Source organism: Roseateles sp. L2-2 (assembly GCF_050613215.1).
Taxonomy (GTDB): Bacteria; Pseudomonadota; Gammaproteobacteria; order Burkholderiales; family Burkholderiaceae_C; genus Roseateles; species Roseateles noduli.
This window is the reverse complement of record NZ_CP192509.1, coordinates 2,638,431-2,662,508: the sequence shown is the minus strand read 5'-3', so window position 1 is coordinate 2,662,508 and position 24,078 is coordinate 2,638,431. Positions and strand designations below refer to the sequence as shown.

The following is a 24,078-nucleotide window of genomic DNA, read 5'->3' as shown; positions in this document are numbered from 1 at the left end:
CTGCGCGAGCAGCGCCTGCATCGCCATCTCGGATCGACCCGCAGCGATCAATGATGTCCAGCCCGCGCCTCCGCATTGCGCTTGCGCGTCACCGCAGCCTTCTTCGCGGAGGCCGATCGCTCAGCCGCCGTGCGGCCGGCCGCGGCCTTGCCGCCCAGATGCCCGCCCTTGCGGGAGGGCTCGTGGTTCTCCGGCTGGCCGCGTCCCGAGCCGGACTTCTTGCCCCCGCCGGTCTCCTTGTTGACCGTCGCCCAGGCGCGCTTCTCCGCTTCGGACTTGGGAACGCCGCGATCCTCGTAGCCACTCTCGATGTGCTCGGCCTGCCGCTTCTGCTTGTCCGTGTAGGACGACTTGTCGCCTCTGGGCATGGGGTACTCCAGTCGGGATGGATGCCTTACTTCATGCGCACTTCGCCGGTCTCGGCCAGGCCTGTAGGCGGCTTGCCGGTCACCGCCGCCTTCGCCATCGCGTAGAGCTGCGTCAGCTTCGACGCCTTCACGTCCCAGTAGCTCGCGTGGCTGATGCGCACGCGCACCACCGCGAGATCGGGATCGTCGACGCCCTTCGTGAACCAGGCTTCCGCGGCCTTGTTCCAGAGCTCCTGGCGCTTGGCGCGGTCCTCGTTGAGCTCCGCGATGCCGGACACCGAGACATACGTGTCCTCGCTGCGATCGGCGAAGCCGACGTTCACCTGCGACGACGCGACGATGTCGCTGAACGGCTCGCCGCTGCGGGACATGAAGAACCACAGCGATTCGCCCTCGTCGAGGTCCTTGTTCTGCAGCGTCATCGGACGCGAATGCAGATGCCCGTTCGCATGGTGGGTCGTGAACAGTCCGACCTTGACGTCCTTGATCAGGTCCCAGAGCTTCGCGCGGCGCTCGGTGTCGGAGAGGGGCTTGTCGGTCATGGGAAGACTCCTTTGAAGAGGGTTTGCCTCTTCAACAGCAAGCCCCGCTCCCGGTCCGATGCCGCCTGCGAAGCGAGCACGCCACCGATCGCACGAGGGCCTCGTGATCAGGCGGGGCCCTGGCTCCGCGCCGGGTCGTGGATCGGGCAGCGGTTGAAGGCCGAGCGGAACTCGCGCGAGGCCGCCATGACGATCTTGCGCGCCCGGTTCACGCCGCCCAGCGGACGATGCGCGGCGAGCGCATTCCAGGGACTGAAGGCCAGCGCATCCTCTTCGGCCTGCGTTGCATCGCCCTGCCAGCTGTCCTGCGGCGCCACCGACAAGGTCGCCACCGTGACCCAGGGGCTCATGTCCTCGGGCCATTCGACCGAGGCGTCCTCGATGGGCATCTCGTCGGTGTTCACGCAGAGCTGCACGCGCAACGCCCATTCCACCGCCGCCGTCTGCCCCGACATGAACCGCGCTACCGACACGCGCTGCGCATCGTCGCCATCGGCGTCCATCGACTCACCGGTCAGCGCAGTGAGCGCCGGTGACACGGGCTGCAGGGAGAACTTCGCGATGTATGGTCCGAAGAGGTAGGGCGTCTGCGAGAAGTAGGTGTCGCCCAGCGGGTGGACTTTCGGATGTCCGCCGAGCGACTTCAGCTTGCCGCTCTCCGCGCCGACCGCTTCGAGCACGTGTTCCGCGCCGCGCAACACCGCCGACAGCACCTCCTTGCCGCGCGGCGACTTCTCCGTCGTGGACGCCAGCAGCTTGACGTCGTTGAGGAAGCCGCGCGGATCGGGGCGCGAGAAGGCCGGCCCGTTGACCATCAGGAAGTCCTGCGCGTCCGGGCCGAGCGCCTCGGGCAGGCGCTCGCCGGGAACGCCCAGCACCTTGAGCGCTAGTGCGCGCGGCGTCGAGACGCTGTCGGGGAGCTGCTCCGCCGGCGGTGACGACAGGCGCACCAGCGTGTCGTAGGTCGCCGGCTCGGCGAACAGGCCTTGCGCGAAGATCGCAGGCAGCCCGCCCGACACGGTGAGCTTCCCGCGCAGCAGTCCCTGGCCCTTGGCGTGCACGGCGCGGAACGCGTGCCCTTCCGTGTCCGCCACCGTCCTGGCCATGCCGACGAAGGTCTTCACCAGCTCGTCGATGGTCGTGGCTTCGCTGGGTTCCACGCGTTCGAGCGACGGCTCGAAGGTGACGGGCATCACATCGGTAGAAAGGTTCATGGCGGCGGCTCTGAAGTGGATCCTTCCAAAGGCAACGGCCATGCCCGTCGCGGCGGTCGCTCGCACCGCCGTGGCCATCGACATCCATCCCATCGGCGCGGTAGGCATCCAGCTTGCTGGACAGCGGCATCGACCGATACTTCGCACCCGCCGCTCCGGCGCCTGTCGCATCGATCACCCGAGGTCCCCTCTTGGTCAAACGTCCAACCGCCAGCCCGCAGCCCCCGCCGTCACGCGCCGCCTTCGTCCAGGTCCGCGGCGCGCGCGAGCACAACCTCAAGAACGTCGATGTCGACGTGCCGCGCGACGCGCTCGTGGTGTTCAGCGGCGTGTCGGGATCGGGCAAGTCCTCGCTCGCCTTCGGCACGATCTACGCGGAGGCGCAACGGCGCTATTTCGAATCGGTCGCGCCGTACGCGCGCCGGCTGATCGACCAGGTCGGCGTGCCCGCCGTCGATTCGATCGACGGACTGCCGCCCGCCGTCGCGCTGCAGCAGCAGCGCGGCACGCCGAGCGCGCGTTCGTCCGTGGGCAGCGTGACCGGACTCTCGTCGCTGCTGCGGATGCTGTACTCGCGCGCCGGGCGTTATCCGGCGAAGCAGCCGATGCTGTACGCCGAGGACTTCTCGCCGAACACGCCGCAGGGCGCCTGCCCGCATTGCCATGGACTGGGGCGCGTGTACGAGGTCACCGAGGCCTCGATGGTCCCCGACGACACGCTCACCATCCGCGACCGCGCCGTCGCCGCATGGCCGCCGGCCTGGCACGGCCAGAACCTGCGCGACATCCTGGTGACGCTGGGGATCGACGTCGACAAGCCCTGGCGCGAGCTGCCGCGCAAGACGCGCGACTGGATCCTGTTCACCGACGAGCAGCCCACCGTGCCGGTGTACGCCGGCTTCACGCCCGCCGAGACCAGGGACGCGCTGCGCCGCAAGATGGAGCCCAGCTACCAGGGCACCTTCAGCAGCGCGAAGCGCTACGTGATGCACACCTTCGCGACCACGCAGAGCGCGCTGATGAAGCGCCGCGTGTCGCGCTACCTGATCGGCGGCGCCTGCCCGGTCTGCGACGGCAAGCGGCTCAAGCGCGAGGCGCTGTCGGTGACCTTCGGCGGGCTCGACATCGGCGCGCTGTCGCAGTTCCCGCTGGCGGAACTGGCGGAGCATCTCGGCGACGCCGCCACCGACGGCCTCAGCGAGGAGAAGCGCCTCGCCGCCCGGCGGCTGGTCGACGACGTGCTGATGCGATTGCGGCCGCTGCTGACGCTGGGACTCGGCCATCTGTCGCTGGAGCGCTCGACGCCGACGGTCTCGCCCGGCGAGCTCCAGCGCCTGCGCCTGGCCACGCAGATCTGCTCCAACCTCTTCGGCGTCGTCTACGTGCTCGACGAGCCGTCGGCGGGCCTGCATCCGGCGGACGGCGAATCGCTGCTCGCGTCGCTGCGCGCGCTGAAGGCGGCGGGCAACTCGATCTACGTCGTCGAGCACGACCTGAACCTGATGCGCGCCGCGGACTGGATCGTCGACGTCGGCCCCGCCGCCGGCGAGCTCGGCGGCCGCGTGCTCTACAGCGGGCCGCCGGACGGCCTGCGCGGCGTCGCGGAATCGCGCACCGCGGCGTACCTCTTCCCGGACGCCACGCGCCGCGCGGGTGATGCCGGCATCGCGCGTGAAGCCGGCAATGCACAAGTCCGTCCCGTTCGCCGCGAGCCCAAAGACTGGCTGCGCCTCGAAGGCATCACGCAGAACAACCTCGTCGACGTGGACGCCGCCTTCCCGCTCGGCGTGTTCACTGCGGTGACCGGGGTGTCGGGCTCCGGCAAGTCGTCGCTGGTCAGCCGCGCGCTGGTGGACCTGGTCGGCGCGCATCTGGGCCATGAGCCCGTCGCCGTCGAGGACGAGGACGACCCCGAGGCCGGCACCGATGTCCAGGCGGTCTCCGGAGGCCGGATCGCCAGCGGCGCCGAGACGATCCGACGCCTCGTGCAGGTCGATCAGAAGCCGATCGGCCGCACGCCGCGCTCCAACCTCGCCACGTACACGGGGCTGTTCGACCACGTGCGCAAGCTCTTCGCCGCCACGCCGGCGGCGCGTGCACGCAAGTTCGACGCGGGGCGTTTCTCCTTCAACGTCGCCAAGGGCCGCTGCGAGACCTGCGAGGGCGAAGGCTTCGTCAGCGTGGAGCTGCTCTTCATGCCCAGCGTCTTCGCGCCCTGCCCCGCGTGCCACGGCGCGCGCTACAACGAGGCGACGCTGAAGGTCCGCTACCGCGAGCGCAGCATCGCCGAGGTGCTCGGCATGACGGTCGACGCCGCGTTCGAGTTCTTCGCGGAGGAAGCGGCGCTGGCGCGGCCGCTCGGATTGCTGAAGGGCATCGGCCTGGGCTACCTGCGGCTGGGCCAGCCGGCGACGGAGCTGTCCGGCGGCGAGGCGCAACGCATCAAGCTCGTCACCGAGCTGCAGCGCACGCAGCGCGGCCACACGCTGTACGTGCTGGACGAGCCCACCACCGGTCTGCATCCGTCGGACGTCGACAAGCTGATGGTGCAGCTGCGCGACCTGGTCGAGGCCGGCCACACGGTCGTCGTCGTCGAGCACGAGATGCGCGTCGTCGCGGCGGCGGATTGGGTCATCGACCTCGGTCCGGGCGCGGGCGGCGCGGGTGGTCGGGTGGTCGTGGCAGGAATGCCCGACGAGGTCGCGGTGAATGCCGAGTCACGCACGGCGCCGCATCTGAAGGCGGCGATCGACGAACAAGTCTGAAAGCGCGGTCTGAACGCGCGGTTTGAACGCGCGGTTTGAACGCGCTCAGCGGCTCGGCTGGAAACCTTCGGGATCCAGCGCGAACTGCCACGCGCTGGAGCGCTGCAGCGCCGCCTTCAACTCGCGCGAGTTCGGCCCCACGAGCGCGGACAGCTCTTCGCTGAAGAACTCGCAGCCGAGCGCGTGGGCGACGTCGCAGACGACCTCGATGAAGCGGTCGGTCTCGTTCGCGCAAGCATCCAGGCGCGCATGCAGTTCGTAGTGGCCATCGGGGTCGGAGACCATGTCGATGCAGTTGCCCGCCTCGTTGCCGAAGTAGCGCCAGCCTTCGAGCATCGGCGTGCTCGGCCCGACGCGGCTCACGAGGTAGTGCATGACGTCGGAGCGCGAGGACGGCAGCCAGGACGCCGCGGAGCCGCCTCGCGCGAAGGCCAGATCGAATTGCCAGACGGACATGACGGGGGAGGCATGAGTCCGAGGAGACTCGATGCTACGCCCCCGTCCGTGGCCTTGTCATGCTGCGGCGCGGCAATGCCGGCCATAGCCTCACTGGTGAGCAGGCTCCGGCTGCAGAACGAATTCGAAGGGCCGCAGCAGCCGGTTCACGGCTTCGGCGAACAGCGCCGGCGGTCGGTCCTCGTCGGCGAGCAACTGGCTGCGATGCGCGGCCAGCGCGGTGCGCTTGTCACTCAGCGCGCGCGCGTTGAGCGGCAGGCGACGCATCCGATGCCACGGCACCGCGGCATCGCCGGGACGCGCCCAATGCCAGGCCCAGATCGGGATCTCGATGAGCGTGGCGCCGGTCAGCAATGCGGCACGCGCGCAGGCGCGTCCGGTGGCTTCGTGGTCCGGATGGCCGTCGAGTCGCCACGAGGTCAGCAGCACGTCGTCCGGCCGCAGGCGCCGGCACAGTTCGAGCACGAGGTCGTCCTCGTGAGCGGACACCTGGCCGTCCGGAACGCAGAGCGAATGCACGGGCACGTGCAGGCCCAGACGGCGCAGGCCGGATGCGCGTTCATGGCGACGCTGCACGGCGAGCCGCGCCGGCGTCCAGCGCTCGGAGCCGGGATGACTGGCTTCGCCGTCGGTGACGGCCACCAGCTCGACGGGCGGCGCGAGCACGCGATCGGGCGGCAGTCCGGCGCGATGGCGCGTCACCAGCAGCGACAGCAACCCGCCGCAGCCGAGCACCTCGTCATCGGGGTGCGGCGCGACGACGACGGCGCGCCGGCCTTCCGGCACCAGTTCGTCGAGCGAGGTCAGCGGCGCGCCCCACAGCGGCTGCCATTGGCGCCAGGCCCACTCGGGGGTCCCGTCGCCGTCGATGCGGCGGTCGGAAGGCGGTCGCTGCGGCGACTCCGCGGGAATGAGTCCGACGGGCATGCCTTCGTTCACGGTCCGGAACGGGCGTCGATGCATCAGAGCGTCCATGGCGTGGCGGTTCCTTCCTGGTTTCGGTATCCCCGGCGACCGGCGTGCGGTCGCCATGGGCTTGTGGAAGGACAGTGGCAAAGGGCCTGCCAGCCTCGTGAAACGGTTTGTGTCGCGAATGGGCGGCGCCACGACCGCACCGTCGGACTTCTTTACAGCGCCAACCGACCGTGTCACCCGGCGTCCCGGAAAGCGTTGTCAATCAAGGTCTTGCGTGGCGGGCCCGCAATATGCATGCGGGGTCTGCACGCTCACGGCGACTTGCCCGTGTCCGGGCCGGGACTGGACGAGCGACAGGGAGAACAACATGTGCACCCTCAAGCAATGGGCCGCGGTCGCGGCCCTGGCGCTCTCCGGCGCCTGCGCCCAGGCCGTCCCGATGTTCGGGAGCACCTTCGACTACCAGGTGTATTGGCCCGACCTTGATTCGCCGGTCGCCACGCCGGGTTCCGGCCATGTCGTGGTCGGCAACGGCGTGGAGGTCCCCGACGTCACCGGTATCGGCGGCGCCAGCCTGGACATCACGGCCACCCAGATCATCTTCGACTTCAGTCTGCCGAATTCGACGCTGAACTTCTCCTCGGGCACGTTCAACGGCATCGTGCTGACGGACGTGTTCGGCACCATCGACGACTTCGTCGGCGTGAGCATCGACGCGTCGTCCAACTGGGCCGCGTTCGAACCGTCGCGGCTGACGTTCACCGGCGATTCGATCGCGATGAACTTCCAGTCGCTCAGCATGGCGGATGGTCAGCGGCTCGTGCTGAATGTGGAGACGGCGGCCGTCGAGCTGCCCGAGCCGGGAACCTTGGCGCTGGCGGCGCTGGCGTTGATGGGGATTGCGGCGAGTCTTCGGGGCCGAGGTCGAAGGACGGCGTCAGCTCGTCGTTGATCTCTGCAAGCACGACGGCGCGGCGTGCGCGGTCGTGCTGTCGCCACTCGATCACATGCAGTCCCAGCCAAGCCGGATGGCGCCGCAGTGACGGTAGATGAATCGCGGGAGGGCGTCGTTTGTCATCGGCTTGTTTGTCGGCGGGAGGTTTGGATCCCCGAAGTCATTTCGGCGAATCCGCCATCAGATCAACCAAAGAAAAAGGGCCCGGACGAAACGTCCGGGCCCTTTCAGGAAGATGGTGGAGCCGGCGGGAATTGAACCCGCGTCCGCAAGCCTTCATCGGGCAGTTCTACATGCTTAGCTCTCTGATTTGGTTCTCACCTGCCCGGTCGCGCAGGAGCACGCTACCGGACGAGCCAGCACCCTAAATCTCGCCGTCACCCAAGGTGCACGAATGACAGCCAGCCAATGTGAATAACCTCTCTGTGTCAGGACTTGCGTCCCGTCACCCGGCCCATCGGCCAACCGGTGAGAGGTCCGCGGGGTTTAAGCCGCGAGAGCGTACGTTTGATCGTTCGCAGTTGGTTTGTTCCAGATGGATTTACGAGGTGCCTGGCCCTCGGCATGCCCTACTCCAACTCCGTACCCACGTCGAAACCAGGTCGGCCCCAGAGAGAGAAGTCTCACATTATGCCTGCCGCCCAGACTTCAAGAGCCCGATCTCGTCAAAGTCATCAAAGAGTCTTCCATGACTTCGCTCGAAGTTCGACAGGCGCCTGAATGAGCGCGCTCAGCGCGACGTCCTCAACCACTCGATGAGCTGCGACGGGGTGTCCACCACCACGTCCGCGCCCCAGGCGTCGATGAGCTCGCCATCGCCCAGGTAGCCCCAGCGCACCGCCACCGTCGGCATGCCCGCCGCCCGGCCCGCGAGGATGTCGCGCGCGTCGTCACCGACGTAGACGCATTCGTGCGGCGAAACACCCGCGCGTCGCGCCGCTTCCAGCAACGGCGCCGGATGCGGCTTGCTGTGCGGTGTCGTGTCGCCGCCGACCACCGCGGCCGCCTGCGTCTCCCAACCCAGCCCGCGCGTCAGCGGCAGCGCGAAGCGCTCGGACTTGTTGGTCACGATGCCCCAGCTGAGGCCGTCGTCGGACAGCGACTGCAACATCGCTGCGATGCCGTCGAACGGGAAGGTCGCACGCAGCAATCGCTGCTCGTAGCGATCGAAGAATTCGTCGCGCAGCGCGGGGAACGACATCTCCATCGGGGACACGCCGAACGCCACACCCATCATTCCTCGCGCCCCCGTGCCGACCATCGGCCGCAGGCGCTCGTACGGGACTTCGGGCAGGCCGCGCGCCACGAGCATCTCGTTGGTCGCGCCCGCCAGGTCGGGGGCGCTGTCCACCAGTGTGCCGTCCAGATCGAACAGCACCGTCCGGATCGTCGTGCGCGCCGGCACGCCGGCCGGCGAGTTCAGCATCACCGTGCTCATGCGGGACGTCGGCAGGCCAGCAGGTAGTTCACGTCGGTGTCCGCATTCAGCGCGTACCGCTGCGTGATCGGATTGAAGGTCAGGCCCCTGGCACCCTGCACTTCCAGACCCGCATCGCGGCACATCTGCGCCAGCTCCGACGGACGGATGAATCGCGCGTATTCATGCGTGCCGGCGGGCAGCATGCGCAGCACGTATTCGGCCCCGACGATCGCGAAGAGGAAGGACTTGGCGTTGCGGTTCAGCGTCGACAGGAAGACCCATCCGCCCGGCTTCACCAACTGCCCCAGCGCGGTCACCACCGACGCGGGATCGGGGACGTGCTCCAGCATCTCCATGCAGGTCACGACATCGAAGGACGCGGGCCGCTGAGCCGCCAGATCCTCGACCGCGATCTCCTGGTACTCGACGTTTTCGGTGCCCGCCTCCATCGCGTGCAGCTCGGCCACGCGCAGCGACTTCGTCGCCAGGTCGATGCCCAGGACCTTCGCGCCCTTGCGCGCCATCGCATCGGTCAGGATGCCGCCACCGCAGCCGACGTCCAGCGCCGTCTTGCCTTGCAGGCCGCACAAGCCGTCGATCCAGTTCAATCTCAAGGGATTGATCTGGTGCAGCGGCTTGAATTCACTTTCGGTATCCCACCAGCGGTGGGCCAGCTCGCTGAACTTCTCGAGCTCTTTTGCATCGACATTCGCCATGGTCGCAATGGTAGCCGAGCACGACACCCGCCACCGCCCGCATCGCGCAGATTGCCGATGCCATGCACCCCTCCAGGCATCTCACGCAGACCGCTCGATATGACGCCGCCATGAAAAAACCCCGCGAGCCTTGCGGCTGGCGGGGTTTGTCGATTGGCGACCGGAGTCGCCAATTCCTCGTCGCTTACTTGACGGCGCGAGTACCGACCACTTCGATTTCGACGCGGCGGTTCTTGGCGCGGCCTTCCGCGGTCTTGTTGTCGGCGATCGGCTGCTTCTTGCCCTTGCCTTCGGTGTACACGCGGTTCTTTTCCAGACCCTTGGACACCAGGTACTGCTTCACCGATTCAGCACGCTGAACCGACAGTTTCTGGTTGTAGGCGTCGGAACCGATGCCGTCGGTGTGGCCGACTGCAATGATCACTTCCAGGTTGATGCCGCCGGTCTTGGAGACCAGGTCATCCAGCTTCGCCTTCGCTTCAGGCTTCAGGACAGCCTTGTCGAAGTCGAAGAAGGCGTCAGCAGCGTAGGTGACCTTCTCGCTCGTGGGAGCGACCGGCACCGGCACGACGGCCGGAGTCGGCGGCTTCGCCGCCGGAGTCGACGGCGTCGAGGCGGCCGGAGCCACCGGAGCCACCACCGGCTTCAGCGCGCCGTCGCAGTCCTTGGCAGCCGTGGCCGGCGTCCAGAATGCATCGCGCCAGCACAGCTCGTTGGTACCGTTCTTCCAAACGGTGCCATCGGTAGCGCGCCAGTTATCCACGGTTTGGGCCATAGCGCCCGAGGTGGCGACGGCGGCGACAGCGAAGAGCGCTGCCACGCGGTTCAATTTCTTCATGATTCTCCTCTCAAGGAAAGCCGCAGTTGCCCTGCGAAACGTCCAATGTCGGAACTAAAACCTCAGGAGTCTCCCCGACCAAGGGTTTCTCCTAGGGACGAACCGATTGTGCCATAGGGCAACAGGACGTCTGCATTCTCACGGCAGGCGCGTCTTCTGTTCATGAACCTGTTGCAGAAGCACGACAAGCGCGCGCAATTAGAATCACCGTCTTCCGATCTCACCAGAGGCCGCGCACTTCCGTGCGCGCCCCACGCGCATGACCCAGTTCGCCAAGGAAACCCTGCCGATCAGCCTCGAGGAGGAGATGCGCCGCTCCTACCTCGATTACGCGATGAGCGTGATCGTCGGCCGCGCCCTGCCCGACGCCCGCGACGGCCTCAAGCCGGTGCATCGCCGCGTGCTCTTCGCGATGCACGAGCTGAACAACGACTGGAACCGGCCCTACAAGAAGTCGGCCCGTATCGTCGGCGACGTCATCGGTAAATACCACCCGCACGGCGACAGCGCCGTGTACGACACCATCGTGCGGCTGGCGCAGGACTTCTCGCTGCGCCACATGCTGGTCGACGGCCAGGGCAATTTCGGTTCGATCGACGGCGACAACGCCGCCGCCATGCGATACACCGAAATCCGCCTGTCGAAAATCGCCCATGAAATGCTGGCCGATATCGACAAGGAAACCGTCGATTACGGTCCGAACTACGATGGCAGCGAGAAAGAACCGCTGGTATTGCCGGCCCGTCTGCCGAATCTGCTGATCAACGGTTCCTCCGGTATCGCGGTCGGCATGGCCACGAATATCCCGCCGCACAACCTCAATGAGTCGGTCGACGCCTGCCTGCATGCGCTGAAGAATCCGGACTGCTCGATCGACGAGCTGATGGAGATCATCCCGGCGCCGGACTTCCCGACCTCCGGGATCATCTACGGCCTGAACGGCGTGCGCGAGGGCTACCGCACCGGCCGCGGCAAGGTCGTGATGCGCGCCAAGGTCCACTTCGAGGACATCGACCGCGGCCAGCGCCAGGCGATCATCGTCGACGAGATCCCCTACCAGGTGAACAAGAAGACCCTGCTCGAGCGCATCGCCGAGCTGGTCCAGGAAAAGAAGATCGAGGGCATCAGCCACATCCAGGACGAGTCCGACAAGGACGGGATGCGCGTGGTGATCGAGCTCAAGCGCGGCGAGGTCCCTGAAGTCGTCCTGAACAACCTGTACAAGCAGACGCAGCTGCAGGACAGCTTCGGCATGAACATGGTGGCGCTGGTCGACGGCCAGCCCAAGCTGTGCAACCTGAAGGACCTGATCACGGTCTTCCTGGAGCACCGCCGCGAGGTCGTCACCCGCCGCACCATCTTCGAGCTGCGCAAGGCGCGCGAACGCGGCCACGTGCTGGAAGGCCTGGCCGTCGCGCTGGCCAACATCGACGACTTCATCGAGATCATCAAGCGCAGCCCCAGCCCGCCGGTCGCCAAGGCCGAGCTGATGGCCCGCGCCTGGGACTCGTCGCTGGTGCGCGAGATGCTGTCGCGCGCCGAGACCGAAGCCGCCGGCGGCCGCAACGCCTACCGTCCGGAAGGCCTGCCGGCGCAGTACGGCATGCAGGAAGACGGCCTGTACAAGCTGTCCGACGACCAGGCCGGCGAGATCCTGCAGATGCGCCTGCAACGCCTGACCGGGCTGGAGCAGGACAAGATCGTCGGCGAATACCGCGACGTGATGGCGCAGATCGCCGACCTGCTCGACATCCTGGCCACGCCCGCCCGCGTGACGACCATCATCGGCGAGGAGCTGGTGTCGGTGCGCACGGAGTTCGGCCAGACCAAGCTGGGCGCGCGCCGCAGCGTGATCGAGCACAACGCGCAGGAACTCGGCACCGAGGACCTGATCACCCCGACCGACATGGTGGTGACGCTCTCGCACACCGGCTACATCAAGAGCCAGGCGCTGAGCGAGTACCGCGCCCAGCGCCGCGGCGGCCGCGGCAAGCAGGCCACCGCGACGAAGGACGACGACTGGATCGACCAGCTCTTCATCGCCAACACGCACGACTGGATGCTGTGCTTCAGCAACCGCGGCCGCGTCTACTGGCTCAAGGTCTGGGAAGTGCCGCAAGGCTCGCGCAACGCGCGCGGCAAGCCGATCGTCAACATGTTCCCGCTGCAGCCGGAAGAGAAGATCAACGTCATCCTGCCGCTCACCGGCGAGTTCCGTTCCTTCCCGGAAGACCACTTCATCTTCTTCGCCACCGCGCTGGGCACCGTCAAGAAGACCTCGCTGAAGGACTTCAGCAACCCTCGCAAGGCCGGCATCATCTCCGTCGACCTGGACGAGGGCGACTACCTGATCGGCGCCGCGCTGACCGACGGCCAGCATGACGTGATGCTGTTCTCCGACGGCGGCAAGGCGGTGCGCTTCGACGAGGACGACGTCCGCCCGATGGGCCGCCAGGCCCGCGGCGTGCGCGGCATGATGCTCGAACCGGATCAGCGCCTGATCGCCATGCTGGTGGCCGAGGACGAGACCCAGAGCGTGCTGACCGCCACCGAGAACGGGTACGGCAAGCGCACCAACATCGCCGAATACACCCGCCACGGACGCGGGACGAAGGGCATGATCGCCATCCAGCAGAGCGAGCGCAACGGCAAGGTCGTGGCCGCGACGCTGGTCCGCCCGGAAGACGAGATCATGCTCATCACGGACACCGGCGTGCTGGTGCGCACGCGGGTTGCCGAGATCCGCGAGCTGGGTCGCGCCACGCAGGGCGTGACGCTGATCTCGCTGGACGAGGGCGCGAAGCTCTCGGGCCTGCAGCGCATCGTGGAAAACGATGCGGTTGAATCGACAGAACCTACAGAATCGCCCGATGCGGACGCCACCGGCGCCGACGGTTCCGATGCCGGCGATGCCGGCGACTCCACCCCCGACGTGAAGGAATGACCTTGTTGCTGAAGTCCATCCAAGCCGGCGCCATCGCCGCCTCGCTGCTGGCGAGCCCCGTCGTCTTCGCGCAGAAGGCTGACAGCCCGCAGTCCAAGAAGGACGTCATCGCGAAGATCCTCAAGATCCAGCAGCCCGCGATCGAGGCGCTGACCATGGGCGTGCTGAGCCGCCCGGTCAACGAGCTGGCCGCCAAGGCCGCCCCGGCGCTGCGCAACGTGCCCGAGGCCAAGCGCGAAGCCACCGCCAAGCAGATCGACGCCGACCTGCGCAAGTTCCTGGAAGACAATGCCAAGCCGCTGGTCGACAAGGGCATGAAGCTGGCCCCCTCGACCATGGGCGTGGCGCTGGACGAGAAGTTCACCGAGGACGAGCTCAAGCAGCTGCTGGCCTGGCTGGAATCGCCGGTGAGCAAGAAGTTCGCCGAGTCCTCGCAGGAACTGCAGAGCCTCTACACGAAGAAGCTGATCGACGACAACGGCAAGCAGCTCGACGAGAAGTTCACCGCGCTGCAGCAGAACGTCGCCAAGCAGCTCGGCCTGGACGCCGGCCCGCCGCCCGCGGGCGGCGCTTCGGCCCCGAAGCTGAACACCAACAAGCCGGCGACCACGCCGAAGAAGTAAGTCCCGCATCGCGGACGGACGAGGGGCCCGCCCCCGTTCCGCCCGCATGCCCGAGCCGGCGCTTCGTTGCGCCGGCTCGTGCCATTGCAGTTGTCATTGCTGTTGTCATTGCTGTTGCCATTGCCCCCTTTGCGGTTCGCGTCCTGTCGCCCTCCCGTCCTCTGACCACGCCTCCATGCAAGCTGTCCGCCCGTTCAACTTCTCCGCCGGTCCCGCCGCCCTCCCGCAGGAGGTCCTGAGCCTGGTGGCCGAAGAGATGCTCGACTGGCACGGCTCCGGGATGAGCGTCATGGAGATGAGCCACCGCGGACGCGAATTCATCTCGATCTATGAAGCCGCCGAGGCCGACCTGCGCGAGCTGCTGCAGGTGCCGGCGAACTTCCGCATCCTCTTCATGCAGGGCGGCGGCCTGGGCGAGAACGCCATCCTGCCGCTGAACCTGTCGCGCGGCGGCGCCGTCGACGTCGTCGTCACCGGCTCCTGGTCCAAGAAGAGCGCCGGCGAGGCGAAACGCTACGCCGACGTCCGGATCGCCGCGAACGCGGCCGAAGAGGCCGGCGCCGGCGGCCGCTACCTCGACATCCCCGATCCGTCGACCTGGCAGCTCCGCAAGGACGCCGCCTACGTCCACGTCTGCACCAACGAGACCATCGACGGCGTCGAGTTCCAGACCCTGCCCGACCTCCGCGCGCTCGGCTGCGACGCACCGCTGGCGATCGACTTCTCGTCGCACGTCGCCTCGCGCTCGGTCGACTGGTCCCGCGTCGGCATCGCCTTCGCCGGCGCGCAGAAGAACATCGGTCCGGCCGGCCTGACGCTGGTCATCGTCCGCGAGGACCTGCTGGGCCACGCGCTGCCGATCTGCCCCTCCGCCTTCGACTACAAGATCGTGGCCGAGGCGCAGTCGATGTACAACACGCCGCCGACCTTCGGCATCTACGTCGCCGGCCTGGTCTTCCAGTGGCTCAAGCGTTTCGAGTACGCCGGCAGGACCGGCCTCGCGGCGATCGAGCAGCGCAACATCGACAAGGCCGCCCTGCTCTACCAGGCGCTGGACGGCTCTTCGCTCTATGAAAACCGCGTGGCGGCACATTGCCGCTCGCGCATGAACGTCCCCTTTTTCCTCCGCGACGAGCGTCTGAACGACGCCTTCCTGGCCGGCGCCAGGGAACGCGGACTGCTGCAACTCAAAGGCCACAAGTCGGTGGGCGGCATGCGGGCATCGATCTACAACGCGATGCCGCTGGAGGGCGTACAAGCCCTGGTGAGCCACCTCCAAGACTTCGAGACCCGACATGGCTGACACGCCGCTCTCCCCTGAGCCGATCGATCCGGCCGGCACCCCGGTGCCGCCCGCGCCGGTCGCCGATCCCGAGCTGCTCGCGCTGCGCGACCAGATCGACGCGCTCGACTCGCAGCTGCTGACGCTGCTGAACCAGCGCGCCCACGTCGCCGAGCAGGTCGGCGAGATCAAGCGCCGCGACGGCACGCCCTTCTTCCGCCCCGACCGCGTCGCACAGGTCATCGCCAAGATCAAGGGCGCCAACCCCGGCCCGCTCAAGGGCGACCATGTCGCCGCGATCTGGCGCGAGATCATGTCCGCCTGCCTGGCGCTGGAGTCGCCGCAGCGCGTCGCCGTGCTGGGCCCGTTCGGCACCTTCTGCGAGCAGGCCGCGATCGAGTACTTCGGCGGTGCCGCCGACCTCATCTACTGCAACAGCTTCGACGAGGTCTTCCACGCCACCGCCTCCGGCAGCGCGCAGTACGGCGTGGTCGGCGTCGAGAACATGACCGAGGGCGTGGTGACGCGCTCGCTCGACCTGTTCCTGCACACGCCCACGCACGTGGTCGGCGAGGTCAGCCTGCTGATCCGCCACAACCTGCTGCGCAAGGAGAACACGCTCGAGGGCGTGGAAGCCGTGCTGGCGCATCCGCAGGCGCTGGCGCAATGCCAGAACTGGCTGTCCAAGCACCTGCCCAACGCCGAGCGCCGCGCCGTCTCCAGCAACGCCGAAGGCGCGCGCCTGGCCGCGCAGAACCCGGCCTACGCCGCCATCGCCAGCGAACGCGCGGCGACGCTCTTCGGCCTGCACATCACCGCCCACGCGGTGCAGGACGAGGCGTACAACCGTACCCGTTTCGCCGTGATCTGCCTGCCGCAGACCATGGCTACCCCCCCGGCCACGGGGCGGGACTGCACCAGCCTCATCGTGTCCGTGGCGAACCGCCCCGGCGCGATGCATGATCTGCTGGTTCCTTTGAAGAAGCATGGCGTGTCGATGACACGCCTGGAATCGCGCCCGGCCCGCACCGGTCAGTGGGAGTACTACTTCTACATCGACCTGGACGGCCACCCGTCGCAGCCGCACGTCGCGGCCGCACTGGCGGAGTTGCGGGAGCTGTGCGCGTTCTACAAGGTCATCGGCGCCTACCCGCTGAAGTCCTGACGCTGACGTCCTGAGCGAAAGAGGTTTCTCGCGATGTACAACCAACTCGGCGTGATCGGTTGCGGCCTGATGGGCGGATCGTTTGCGCTGGCCATGAAGAAAGCCGGCCTCGTGCGCCGCGTGGTCGGCTACAGCAAGAGCCCGTCCACGACCGAGACCGCCCGTCGCATGGGCGTGATCGACATCGCCGCGGAATCGGCGCTGCTGGCCGTCTCCGGCTCCGACATCGTGCTGCTGGCCGTGCCGGTGGCCGCCACCGAATCGACGCTCAAGGCGATCCGCCACCTGGTGCGCGCCGACGTGCTGCTGATGGACGTGGGCTCGACCAAGAGCGACGTCGTCGATGCGGCCAAGCGCTCGCTGGGCAAGCAGTTCGCCAGCTTCGTGCCCGCGCACCCGATCGCCGGCAAGGAAAGCGCCGGCGTGCAGCATGCCGACGCCGGGCTGTACCAGGGGCGCCAGGTCATCCTGACGCCGCTGGACCAGACCAAGCCGGAGATGGTGCAGAAGGCGACGGACCTCTGGTCGGCGCTGGGCTGCCAGGTGCTCAAGATGGCGCCGCATCACCACGACGAGGCCTTCGCCGCCGTCAGCCATCTGCCGCACCTGCTGGCGTATGCGTACTTCAGCTCGGTGGCCAGGCAGCCGTCCGGCCGCGACTTCCTGAGCCTGGCCGGCTCCGGCTTCCGCGACTTCACCCGCATCGCGGCCAGCGATCCGACCATCTGGCGCGACATCCTGATGGCCAACAAGCAGGACCTGCTGACGCAGTCGCAGCGTTTCCGCGAAGTGCTGGACCAGATGGAGCAGGCCATCCGCGAGGGCGACGCCCACGCGCTGGAAGCGATGATCCGCCAGGCGTCCGAAGGTCGCGCGCAGTGGCAGCTCGGCGCCCCCGCGCCGTCGTCGTCCTCGTCGAAGTCGTCCAAGTAGTCCAAGTAGTCCGGCCCCTTCAGCACGCCCCTCGCCCCTTCCCCTTTTGCCCATTTCCCCGGTGGCACGTCGCGCGTGCCCGGAGCGCGCCATGTACAAGATCCCCTTCCTGGACCTGCCCCCGCTCCGCGGCGCCGCGGGCACCGTCTCGCTGCCCGGCTCCAAGAGCATCTCCAACCGCGTGCTGCTGCTCGCCGGCCTGTCCGACGGCGTGACGCTCGTCCACGACCTGCTGGACTCGGACGACACCAAGGTGATGCTCGCCGCGCTGCGCGAGCTGGGCTGCCGGCTGGAGACCGGCGCCGACGGCGTGCTGTCGGTGACCGGCATCGGCGGAACGCTGCGGTCGACGGAGGCCAAGCTCTTCCTCGGCAACGCCGGCACGGCCATGCGCCCGCTGACGGCTGCACTGGCGCTGCTGGCCGCGACGCAGGGCGGCCGCTTCGAACTCTCCGGCGTGCCCCGCATGCATGAGCGTCCGATCGGCGACCTCGTCGATGCACTGCGCGCGCTGGGCTGCCCGATCGACTGCCTCGGACAGGAAGGCTATCCGCCGCTGCGCCTGAACGGCCCCGCTCCGCTGACCCTCGAAGCGCCGGTGCGCGTGCGCGGCGACGTGTCCAGCCAGTTCCTGACGGCCCTGCTGCTCGCGCTGCCCCTGGTCGCGGCGAACGACGTCGTCATCGAGGTCACCGGCGAGTTGATCTCCAAGCCCTACGTCCACATCACGCTGGAGCTGCTCGCGCGCTTCGGCGTGGCCGTCCGCCGCGACGACGACTGGCAGCGCTTCGTGATCCCCGCCGGCAGCCGCTACCGCTCGCCGGGCGAGGTGCACGTCGAAGGCGACGCGTCGTCGGCGTCCTACTTCGTCGCGCTGGGCGCGATCGCCGCCACCGACGCCCCGGTGCGCATCGAAGGTGTGGGCTCGACCTCCGTGCAAGGCGACGTCCGCTTCGTCGAGGCGGCCCAGGCGATGGGCGCGCGCGTCGAGATCGGTCCGAACTGGCTCGAAGTCCGCCGCGGCGCCTGGCCGCTGAAGGCGCTGGACCTGGACTGCAACCACATCCCCGACGCCGCGATGACGCTGGCCGTGATGGCGCTCTACGCCGACGGCCCGACGACGCTGAGCAACATCGCCTCCTGGCGCGTGAAGGAAACCGACCGCATCGCCGCCATGGTCGCGGAGCTGGGCAAGCTCGGCGCGCAGGTGGAGGAAGGGCCCGACTGGCTGCGCGTCCATCCGCTCAAGTCCTGGAAGCCGGCGGCCATCCACACCTACGACGACCACCGCGTGGCGATGTGCTTCTCGCTGGCGGCCTTCAACGGCCTGCAGGACGACCGGCAAGGCCCCGCCGTGCCGGTGCGCATCCTCGACCCGCAATGCGTCGCCAAGACCTTCCCGGACTACTTCGAGACGCTGTTCGGCGTCGTCGAGGCGGAGGTCGAGGACATCCCCGTCATCACCATCGACGGCCCCACCGCCTCCGGCAAGGGCACGCTGACGGACGAAGTCGCCCAGGCGCTGGGCTACGACGTGCTGGACTCCGGCGCGCTGTACCGCGTGACCGGCCTGGCCGCGACGCGCAAAGGCATCGATCTGAACGACGGTGACGCCGTGGCTGCCGTGGTCCCGACGCTGGACCTGAAGTTCGAATCCGGCCGCGTGCTGCTCGACGACGAGGACGTCTCCGGCGACCTGCGCCAGGAAGCGACCGGCCTGATGGCCTCGCAGGTCGGCGCCCATCCGGCGGTGCGCCGCGCGCTGCACCAGCTGCAGCTGGACTTCCGCCGCCTGCCCGGCCTGGTCGCCGACGGACGCGACATGGGCACCGCGATCTTCCCGGACGCGCCGCTGAAAGTCTTCCTCACCGCCAGCGCCGCCACGCGGGCCGAGCGGCGCTACAAGCAATTGATTTCCAAGGGCATTTCGGCTAATATCGAGGGCTTGCGCGCTGATCTGGAAGCGCGGGACGCTCGCGACAAAGGTCGCAGCGCGTCGCCGCTCCAGGCCGCCGCGGACGCGATCGAGCTGGACAACTCGCAGCAGACCATCGGGGAATCCCGTGACCTGGTGCTGAGCTGGTGGAGCGAACGACGTCCGTTCAAGGCCTGACCCTCGCGGTCAGGACCAGCCGCAAGACAGGAGCGTCACCCCTCCCTCCGGACGTCAGTCCACTGGGGGTGACGCGTTCTACAACCTAACCCGCAAGTCCGCTTGCAACACACGCCCGCGCACCTCTCGGATCAGGCTGCCTGAATCGCTCTTCAGCGCTCAAGCCGCCGGACGCTCTGTGCCTGGCAAGGAAATCTCACATGTCCCAAATGGAATCTTTCGCCGCCCTGTTCGAGGAATCGCTGCAGAAGTCGAACATGCGCGCCGGCGAGGTCATCTCGGCTGAAGTCGTCCGCATCGAACACAACTTCGTCGTGGTGAATGCCGGCCTGAAGTCGGAAGCCTACGTGCCGGTCGAGGAATTCAAGAACGACCAGGGCGAAGTCGAAGTCCAGGTCGGCGATTTCATCTCGGTGGCCATCGACGCCATCGAGAACGGCTACGGCGACACCATCCTGTCGCGCGACAAGGCCAAGCGTCTGGCCTCGTGGCTGTCGCTGGAAACCGCCCTGGAATCGGGCGATTTCGTCACCGGCACCGTCTCCGGCAAGGTCAAGGGCGGCCTGACCGTCCTGGTCAACGGCATCCGCGCCTTCCTGCCCGGTTCGCTGCTCGACACCCGCCCGGTGAAGGACATGAGCCCGTTCGAGGGCAAGACCATGGAGTTCAAGGTCATCAAGCTGGACCGCAAGCGCAACAACGTTGTGCTGTCGCGTCGCGCGGTGGTCGAGGCTTCGATGGGCGAAGAGCGCGCCAAGCTGCTGGAAACGCTGACCGAAGGCGCCATCGTCAACGGCGTGGTCAAGAACATCACCGAATACGGTGCGTTCGTGGACCTGGGCGGCATCGACGGCCTGCTGCACATCACCGACATGGCCTGGCGCCGTGTCCGTCACCCGAGCGAAGTGGTGACGGTCGGTCAGGAACTGACCGCCAAGGTCCTGAAGTTCGACGCCGAGAAGAACCGCGTCTCGCTGGGCCTGAAGCAGCTGGGCGACGACCCGTGGTTCGGCGTGTCGCGCCGCTACCCGGCCAACACCCGCCTGTTCGGCAAGGTCACGAACATCGCCGACTACGGCGCGTTCGTCGAGATCGAACCCGGCATCGAAGGCCTGGTGCACGTCTCCGAAATGGACTGGACCAACAAGAACGTGGCTCCTTCCAAGGTCGTCTCGCTGGGCGACGAAGTGGAAGTCATGGTCCTGGAGATCGACGAAGACAAGCGTCGCATCTCGCTGGGCATGAAGCAGTGCCGCGCCAACCCGTGGGAAGAGTTCGCCGAGAACGTCAAGCGCGGCGACCGCGTCAAGGGCCCGATCAAGTCGATCACCGACTTCGGCGTGTTCGTGGGCCTGGCCCAGGGCATCGACGGCCTGGTGCACCTGTCCGACCTGTCGTGGAACGAGCCGGGTGAAACCGCCGTCCGCAACTACAAGAAGGGCCAGGAAGTCGACGCCATCGTGCTGGCCGTGGACGTCGAGCGCGAGCGCATCTCGCTGGGCATCAAGCAGCTGGACGGCGATCCGTTCACGACCTTCGTCTCGGTCAACGACCGCGGCATGATCGTGACCGGCAAGGTCAAGACCGTCGACGCCCGTGGCGCCGAGATCGACCTGGGCGAGGAAGTCACCGGCTACCTGCGTGCTTCGGAAATCGGCCGCGACCGCGTGGAAGATGCCCGCAACGTGCTGAAGGAAGGCGACGAAGTCTCCGCCGTGATCGTCAACGTCGACCGCAAGTCGCGCAGCATCCAGCTGTCGATCAAGGCCAAGGACAACGCCGACGAGCAGCAAGCCATGCAGCGTCTGTCGCAGTCGAACGAGCGTGAAAACGCCGGCACGACCAGCCTGGGCGCCCTGCTGCGCGCCAAGCTGGACAACCAGAACAACGGCTGATCCGGACGCTGAGCCCCCCAGTCGCTTCGCTCCTGCCCCCAAGGGGCTTCCCCCGCCTTGGGGGCGGCCCGGCGGCGGGAGAGCAGCGGCTGGAAAAGCTCTGGCATTCCAGATAATCCCTTGTTCTGGCCGGAGGCGGGCTGAGTTAGCCTGCCTTCCCAGACGCCAATTCGACGCACAAGCGCTTCGACAGGCTCGCTCCGCAGCGAGCCTGTTTTTCTTCAGATGCCGACGACCATGACCCGATCCGACCTGGTGGCCCACTTGTCCGAGCGCTTCGGCCAGCTCACGCAACGAGACACCGAGTTCGCGGTCAAGACCATCCTGGACGCGATGTCCGACGCGCTGGCCCGGGGCCACCGCATCGAGATCCGCGGTTTCGGGAGCTTCTCGATCAACCGTCGCCCCCCGCGCATGGGCCGCAATCCGCGCAGCGGCGAGCAGGTGCTGATCCCCGAGAAGCTGGTGCCCCACTTCAAGCCGGGCAAGGCCCTGCGCGAAGCCGTGGACGCGCAACTGCCGGTCACGGACGAGGACCAGCAGGCCGCCTGAGCCCACGCGCTCCGGCGCTGTCCACCCAGACTGAAGGCGTCGCGATCCGCGGCGCTTTTTTTTGCCCCTTGATGGCTCAATGTATTCAGGGGTTAACACGCCCTGCCATCCGTCATGGCGTACCCCGCACGCGCCTAGAATCGCCCCCCATGCGAATCCTGGTCTGGCTCTTCCGAGCATTCCTGTTCTTCTGTCTCTTCGCCTTCGCGCTGAACAACAGCCAGGAGGTCGTCGTGCACTGGTTCTTCGGCCAGTCCTGGCGCTCTCCGCTGGTGATCGTGGTGCTGCTGACCTTCGGGTTGGGCTGCGCCTTCGGCGTGCTGGCGATGGTCCCGGCCTGGTGGCGCCACAAGCGCGCCGCCGCGCGATCGCTCCCTCCGGCGGACGACCTGCCGCCCTCCTCGGCGACCGTGACCGCCAACGACCCCAAGATCCCCGATGGAATTTGATCTCAGCTGGCTGCTGATCGGCGTGCCCCTGGTCTTCGGACTGGGCTGGCTGGCGTCCAAGCTGGACGCGCGCCAATGGAAGCGCGAGCAGCGCGACGCGCCGCGCGCCTACTTCAAGGGCTTGAACCTGCTGCTCAACGAGCAGCAGGACAAGGCGATCGACGCCTTCATCGAGGCGGTGCAGGCCGACCCCGACACCTCCGAGCTGCACTTCGCGCTGGGCAACCTGTTCCGCCGCCGCGGCGAGTACGAACGCGCCGTGCGCGTGCACCAGCACCTGCTCTCGCGCGGCGACCTGCCCAAGTCCGAGCGCGACCGCGCGCAGTACGCGCTGGCGCAGGACTTCTTCAAGGCCGGGCTGTTCGACCGCGCCGAGTCCGCCTACGAGGCGCTCAAGGGCACGGCTTTCGATCACGACGCGGCGCTGGCGCTGCTGTCGCTGTACGAGCGCTCGCGCGAATGGGCGAAGGCGGCCGAAGTCTCCGAGCAGCTCGAAGCGACCGGCACCGGCAGCTTCGCGAGCCGCATCGCCAACTACTGGTGCGAGCTGGCGTTGGAGGCGCAGGCCCGCCAGGACGAGCCCCAGGCGCGTCGCTGGCTGGACCAGGCCCGCGAGCGCGCGCCGCAGTCGGCACGGGCCTATGTGCTGCTGGGCCAGATGCTGGCGCGCCAGGGCGACCAGGCGGGCGCAATGGGGCTCTACGGCGATCTGCTGCGGGCCAATCCGGACGCCTTCAACCTCGTCGCGCGCGACTATGCGCAGGCGGCCCAGGCCACAGGCACGGTGCCCCAGGCGCTGGCGCTGATCGAGGCCCAGTACCGCCGCCATCCGAGCATGGCGCTGCTGCAGGCCATCGCGTTGCTGGAGCCCGCGCCCGAGGCGCAACGCCGCCGCCTGACCGAGCACCTGCGCGTGGAGCCGGCCCTGTCGGCCGCGACGCAGCTGCTGCAGCAGAGCCAGGCGCGCCAGCAGCCGCTCAACGACGACGAAGCCCAGTTGGTCGGCACCGCGCTGCAACGCGCCGTGCGGCCGCTGCAGCGCTACCGCTGCGCCGCCTGCGGCTTCGAGTCGCAGCACTATTTCTGGCAATGTCCGGGCTGCCTCAGCTGGGACAGCTACCCTCCCCGTCACGTCGAAGAGCTCTGAGCGATGACCACCCCGATGAGCTCTACCCCGGCAACGCCTGACCCCTCGGCCGGCGGCCGCGTCATCCTCTGCATGAAGTGGGGCACCAAGTACGGCCCCGAGTACGTCAACCGCCTCTACGCGATGGTGCGCCGGCATCTGCGCGGCGACTTCCGTTTCGTCTGCCTGACCGATCGCGGCGAGGGCGTGCGGGCCGAGGTCGAGTGCCTGCCGATCCCGCCGCTGGACCTGCCGCCCGGCAGCCCGGAGCGCGGCTGGACCAAGCTGACGACCTTCAGCGACGATCTGGTGCAGAAGTACGGCCTGAGCGGCACGGCGCTGTTCCTGGACCTGGACGTCGTCATCGTCGACGACATCACGCCCTTCTTCGAGGAGCCGGGCGAGTTCCTCATCATCCACGACTGGAAGCGCCCCTGGCGCATCACCGGCAACTCCTCGGTCTACCGCTTCACGCTGGGCGCGCATCCCGAGGTGCTGGTCAAGTTCCGGCGCGAGTTCGATGCGATCCGCGGGCAGTTCCGCAACGAGCAGGCCTACCTCTCCGACGAGATGCACCGCAAGGGCCTGCTGAAGTACTGGGACGACCGCTGGTGCGCGAGCTTCAAGTACCACAGCATCCCGCGCTGGCCGATGAACTACTTCCAGGCGCCCTTCATCCCCGACGGCGCCCGCATCCTGATCTTCCACGGCGTCATGAACCCGCCCGACGCGCTGGCCGGCCGCAGCAACGGCAACTGGCGCCGCCCGAAGCCGGCGCCCTGGATCGCCGACCACTGGCACGAGTGA

Annotated in this window: 21 protein-coding genes and 1 other RNA gene; 13 read left to right on the top strand and 9 right to left on the bottom strand. The window is 67.8% G+C overall.

Features of this window, described 5'->3' with window-relative positions; all coding sequences use genetic code 11:
- Window positions 1-47: 47 nt before the first annotated feature.
- The 3 genes from ACQZ13_RS11900 to ACQZ13_RS11890 all read right to left on the bottom strand — a co-directional run bounded on the left by ACQZ13_RS11900 (window position 48) and on the right by ACQZ13_RS11890 (window position 2,124).
- Complete coding sequence (locus ACQZ13_RS11900) at window positions 48-368, bottom strand: plasmid stabilization protein (RefSeq protein ID WP_431052138.1); 321 nt, start codon at window positions 366-368, stop codon at window positions 48-50.
- A gap of 26 nt (window positions 369-394) precedes the next feature.
- A complete protein-coding gene (locus ACQZ13_RS11895) occupies window positions 395-910 on the bottom strand; it encodes a pyridoxamine 5'-phosphate oxidase family protein (protein WP_431052136.1) in 516 nt (171 codons plus the stop codon).
- A gap of 107 nt (window positions 911-1,017) precedes the next feature.
- Complete coding sequence (locus ACQZ13_RS11890) at window positions 1,018-2,124, bottom strand: catalase family protein (RefSeq protein ID WP_431052134.1); 1,107 nt, start codon at window positions 2,122-2,124, stop codon at window positions 1,018-1,020.
- 191 nt (window positions 2,125-2,315) lie between these two features.
- On the opposite strand from ACQZ13_RS11890, the gene ACQZ13_RS11885 reads away from it, so the two are divergent.
- Window positions 2,316-4,889: an excinuclease ABC subunit A gene (locus ACQZ13_RS11885; protein ID WP_431052132.1), complete on the top strand. Its 2,574-nt coding sequence runs from the start codon at window positions 2,316-2,318 to the stop codon at window positions 4,887-4,889.
- A 45-nt stretch (window positions 4,890-4,934) separates the two neighbouring features.
- Here the strand turns inward: ACQZ13_RS11885 and ACQZ13_RS11880 are convergent, their stop codons facing one another.
- The gene (locus tag ACQZ13_RS11880) at window positions 4,935-5,345 is read right to left on the bottom strand and encodes a hypothetical protein (protein ID WP_431052130.1); all 411 of its coding nucleotides are present in this window, start codon (window positions 5,343-5,345) and stop codon (window positions 4,935-4,937) included.
- A gap of 90 nt (window positions 5,346-5,435) precedes the next feature.
- Window positions 5,436-6,320: a PIG-L deacetylase family protein gene (locus ACQZ13_RS11875; RefSeq protein WP_431052128.1), complete on the bottom strand. Its 885-nt coding sequence runs from the start codon at window positions 6,318-6,320 to the stop codon at window positions 5,436-5,438.
- Between the two features lie 307 nt (window positions 6,321-6,627).
- Here ACQZ13_RS11875 and ACQZ13_RS11870 point away from each other — a divergent pair, with 307 nt between their 5' ends.
- Window positions 6,628-7,212, top strand: a complete 585-nt coding sequence (locus tag ACQZ13_RS11870; protein WP_431052126.1) for a PEP-CTERM sorting domain-containing protein — start codon at window positions 6,628-6,630, stop codon at window positions 7,210-7,212.
- 239 nt (window positions 7,213-7,451) lie between these two features.
- Here the strand turns inward: ACQZ13_RS11870 and ssrA are convergent.
- The 4 genes from ssrA to ompA form a co-directional block, all read right to left on the bottom strand.
- Window positions 7,452-7,825, bottom strand: a transfer-messenger RNA (tmRNA) gene (gene ssrA / locus ACQZ13_RS11865).
- Window positions 7,826-7,945: 120 nt separating this feature from the next.
- Complete coding sequence (gene gph / locus ACQZ13_RS11860) at window positions 7,946-8,653, bottom strand: phosphoglycolate phosphatase (RefSeq protein WP_431052124.1); 708 nt, start codon at window positions 8,651-8,653, stop codon at window positions 7,946-7,948.
- The gene (gene ubiG / locus ACQZ13_RS11855; protein WP_431052122.1) at window positions 8,650-9,351 is read right to left on the bottom strand and encodes a bifunctional 2-polyprenyl-6-hydroxyphenol methylase/3-demethylubiquinol 3-O-methyltransferase UbiG; all 702 of its coding nucleotides are present in this window, start codon (window positions 9,349-9,351) and stop codon (window positions 8,650-8,652) included. The genes gph and ubiG overlap by 4 nt, the downstream gene beginning before the upstream one ends.
- A gap of 184 nt (window positions 9,352-9,535) precedes the next feature.
- Window positions 9,536-10,189, bottom strand: coding sequence for an outer membrane protein OmpA (ompA, locus tag ACQZ13_RS11850; RefSeq protein ID WP_431052120.1), 654 nt, complete (start codon window positions 10,187-10,189; stop codon window positions 9,536-9,538).
- A 259-nt stretch (window positions 10,190-10,448) separates the two neighbouring features.
- Here ompA and gyrA point away from each other — a divergent pair, with 259 nt between their 5' ends.
- The 11 genes from gyrA (at window position 10,449) to ACQZ13_RS11795 (ending at window position 24,078) form a co-directional block, all read left to right on the top strand.
- Window positions 10,449-13,133, top strand: a complete 2,685-nt coding sequence (gene gyrA / locus ACQZ13_RS11845; RefSeq protein ID WP_431052118.1) for a DNA gyrase subunit A — start codon at window positions 10,449-10,451, stop codon at window positions 13,131-13,133.
- Window positions 13,134-13,138: 5 nt separating this feature from the next.
- Entirely contained in the window at window positions 13,139-13,756 is a 618-nt protein-coding gene (locus ACQZ13_RS11840; RefSeq protein WP_431052116.1) for a DUF2059 domain-containing protein, read from the top strand.
- Window positions 13,757-13,931: 175 nt separating this feature from the next.
- A complete protein-coding gene (gene serC / locus ACQZ13_RS11835; RefSeq protein WP_431052114.1) occupies window positions 13,932-15,059 on the top strand; it encodes a 3-phosphoserine/phosphohydroxythreonine transaminase in 1,128 nt (375 codons plus the stop codon).
- A complete protein-coding gene (pheA, locus tag ACQZ13_RS11830; protein ID WP_431052112.1) occupies window positions 15,052-16,203 on the top strand; it encodes a prephenate dehydratase in 1,152 nt (383 codons plus the stop codon). The genes serC and pheA overlap by 8 nt, the downstream gene beginning before the upstream one ends.
- 33 nt (window positions 16,204-16,236) lie before the next feature.
- Window positions 16,237-17,136 (top strand): prephenate dehydrogenase, encoded by a 900-nt coding sequence (locus tag ACQZ13_RS11825; protein ID WP_431052110.1) that lies wholly within the window; start codon window positions 16,237-16,239, stop codon window positions 17,134-17,136.
- Between the two features lie 91 nt (window positions 17,137-17,227).
- The gene (locus ACQZ13_RS11820) at window positions 17,228-19,249 is read left to right on the top strand and encodes a bifunctional 3-phosphoshikimate 1-carboxyvinyltransferase/cytidylate kinase (RefSeq protein WP_431052108.1); all 2,022 of its coding nucleotides are present in this window, start codon (window positions 17,228-17,230) and stop codon (window positions 19,247-19,249) included.
- Between the two features lie 209 nt (window positions 19,250-19,458).
- Window positions 19,459-21,144 carry a 30S ribosomal protein S1 gene (gene rpsA / locus ACQZ13_RS11815; RefSeq protein WP_088403852.1) on the top strand — a complete coding sequence of 562 codons (1,686 nt, stop codon included), beginning with the start codon at window positions 19,459-19,461 and terminating at the stop codon, window positions 21,142-21,144.
- Window positions 21,145-21,381: 237 nt separating this feature from the next.
- Entirely contained in the window at window positions 21,382-21,696 is a 315-nt protein-coding gene (locus ACQZ13_RS11810) for an integration host factor subunit beta (RefSeq protein WP_088403971.1), read from the top strand.
- A gap of 149 nt (window positions 21,697-21,845) precedes the next feature.
- The gene (locus tag ACQZ13_RS11805; RefSeq protein ID WP_088403851.1) at window positions 21,846-22,145 is read left to right on the top strand and encodes a LapA family protein; all 300 of its coding nucleotides are present in this window, start codon (window positions 21,846-21,848) and stop codon (window positions 22,143-22,145) included.
- Entirely contained in the window at window positions 22,135-23,292 is a 1,158-nt protein-coding gene (lapB, locus tag ACQZ13_RS11800; protein WP_088403850.1) for a lipopolysaccharide assembly protein LapB, read from the top strand. Before ACQZ13_RS11805 ends, lapB begins: the two co-directional genes overlap by 11 nt.
- Before the next feature lie 3 nt (window positions 23,293-23,295).
- Window positions 23,296-24,078, top strand: a complete 783-nt coding sequence (locus ACQZ13_RS11795; RefSeq protein WP_431052105.1) for a glycosyltransferase — start codon at window positions 23,296-23,298, stop codon at window positions 24,076-24,078.

Excerpts from the sequence above, each read along its gene's own strand:
- ACQZ13_RS11900 (WP_431052138.1), bottom strand. The coding sequence starts at position 368 with ATGCCCAGAGGCGACAAGTCGTCCTACACGGACAAGCAGAAGCGGCAG.
- ACQZ13_RS11895 (WP_431052136.1), bottom strand. The coding sequence starts at position 910 with ATGACCGACAAGCCCCTCTCCGACACCGAGCGCCGCGCGAAGCTCTGG.
- ACQZ13_RS11890 (WP_431052134.1), bottom strand. The coding sequence starts at position 2,124 with ATGAACCTTTCTACCGATGTGATGCCCGTCACCTTCGAGCCGTCGCTC.
- ACQZ13_RS11880 (WP_431052130.1), bottom strand. The coding sequence starts at position 5,345 with ATGTCCGTCTGGCAATTCGATCTGGCCTTCGCGCGAGGCGGCTCCGCG.
- ACQZ13_RS11875 (WP_431052128.1), bottom strand. The coding sequence starts at position 6,320 with ATGGACGCTCTGATGCATCGACGCCCGTTCCGGACCGTGAACGAAGGC.
- ACQZ13_RS11870 (WP_431052126.1), top strand. The coding sequence starts at position 6,628 with ATGTGCACCCTCAAGCAATGGGCCGCGGTCGCGGCCCTGGCGCTCTCC.
- gph (WP_431052124.1), bottom strand. The coding sequence starts at position 8,653 with ATGAGCACGGTGATGCTGAACTCGCCGGCCGGCGTGCCGGCGCGCACG.
- ubiG (WP_431052122.1), bottom strand. The coding sequence starts at position 9,351 with ATGGCGAATGTCGATGCAAAAGAGCTCGAGAAGTTCAGCGAGCTGGCC.
- ompA (WP_431052120.1), bottom strand. The coding sequence starts at position 10,189 with ATGAAGAAATTGAACCGCGTGGCAGCGCTCTTCGCTGTCGCCGCCGTC.
- gyrA (WP_431052118.1), top strand. The coding sequence starts at position 10,449 with ATGACCCAGTTCGCCAAGGAAACCCTGCCGATCAGCCTCGAGGAGGAG.
- serC (WP_431052114.1), top strand. The coding sequence starts at position 13,932 with ATGCAAGCTGTCCGCCCGTTCAACTTCTCCGCCGGTCCCGCCGCCCTC.
- pheA (WP_431052112.1), top strand. The coding sequence starts at position 15,052 with ATGGCTGACACGCCGCTCTCCCCTGAGCCGATCGATCCGGCCGGCACC.
- ACQZ13_RS11825 (WP_431052110.1), top strand. The coding sequence starts at position 16,237 with ATGTACAACCAACTCGGCGTGATCGGTTGCGGCCTGATGGGCGGATCG.
- ACQZ13_RS11820 (WP_431052108.1), top strand. The coding sequence starts at position 17,228 with ATGTACAAGATCCCCTTCCTGGACCTGCCCCCGCTCCGCGGCGCCGCG.
- rpsA (WP_088403852.1), top strand. The coding sequence starts at position 19,459 with ATGGAATCTTTCGCCGCCCTGTTCGAGGAATCGCTGCAGAAGTCGAAC.
- ACQZ13_RS11810 (WP_088403971.1), top strand. The coding sequence starts at position 21,382 with ATGACCCGATCCGACCTGGTGGCCCACTTGTCCGAGCGCTTCGGCCAG.
- ACQZ13_RS11805 (WP_088403851.1), top strand. The coding sequence starts at position 21,846 with ATGCGAATCCTGGTCTGGCTCTTCCGAGCATTCCTGTTCTTCTGTCTC.
- lapB (WP_088403850.1), top strand. The coding sequence starts at position 22,135 with ATGGAATTTGATCTCAGCTGGCTGCTGATCGGCGTGCCCCTGGTCTTC.
- ACQZ13_RS11795 (WP_431052105.1), top strand. The coding sequence starts at position 23,296 with ATGACCACCCCGATGAGCTCTACCCCGGCAACGCCTGACCCCTCGGCC.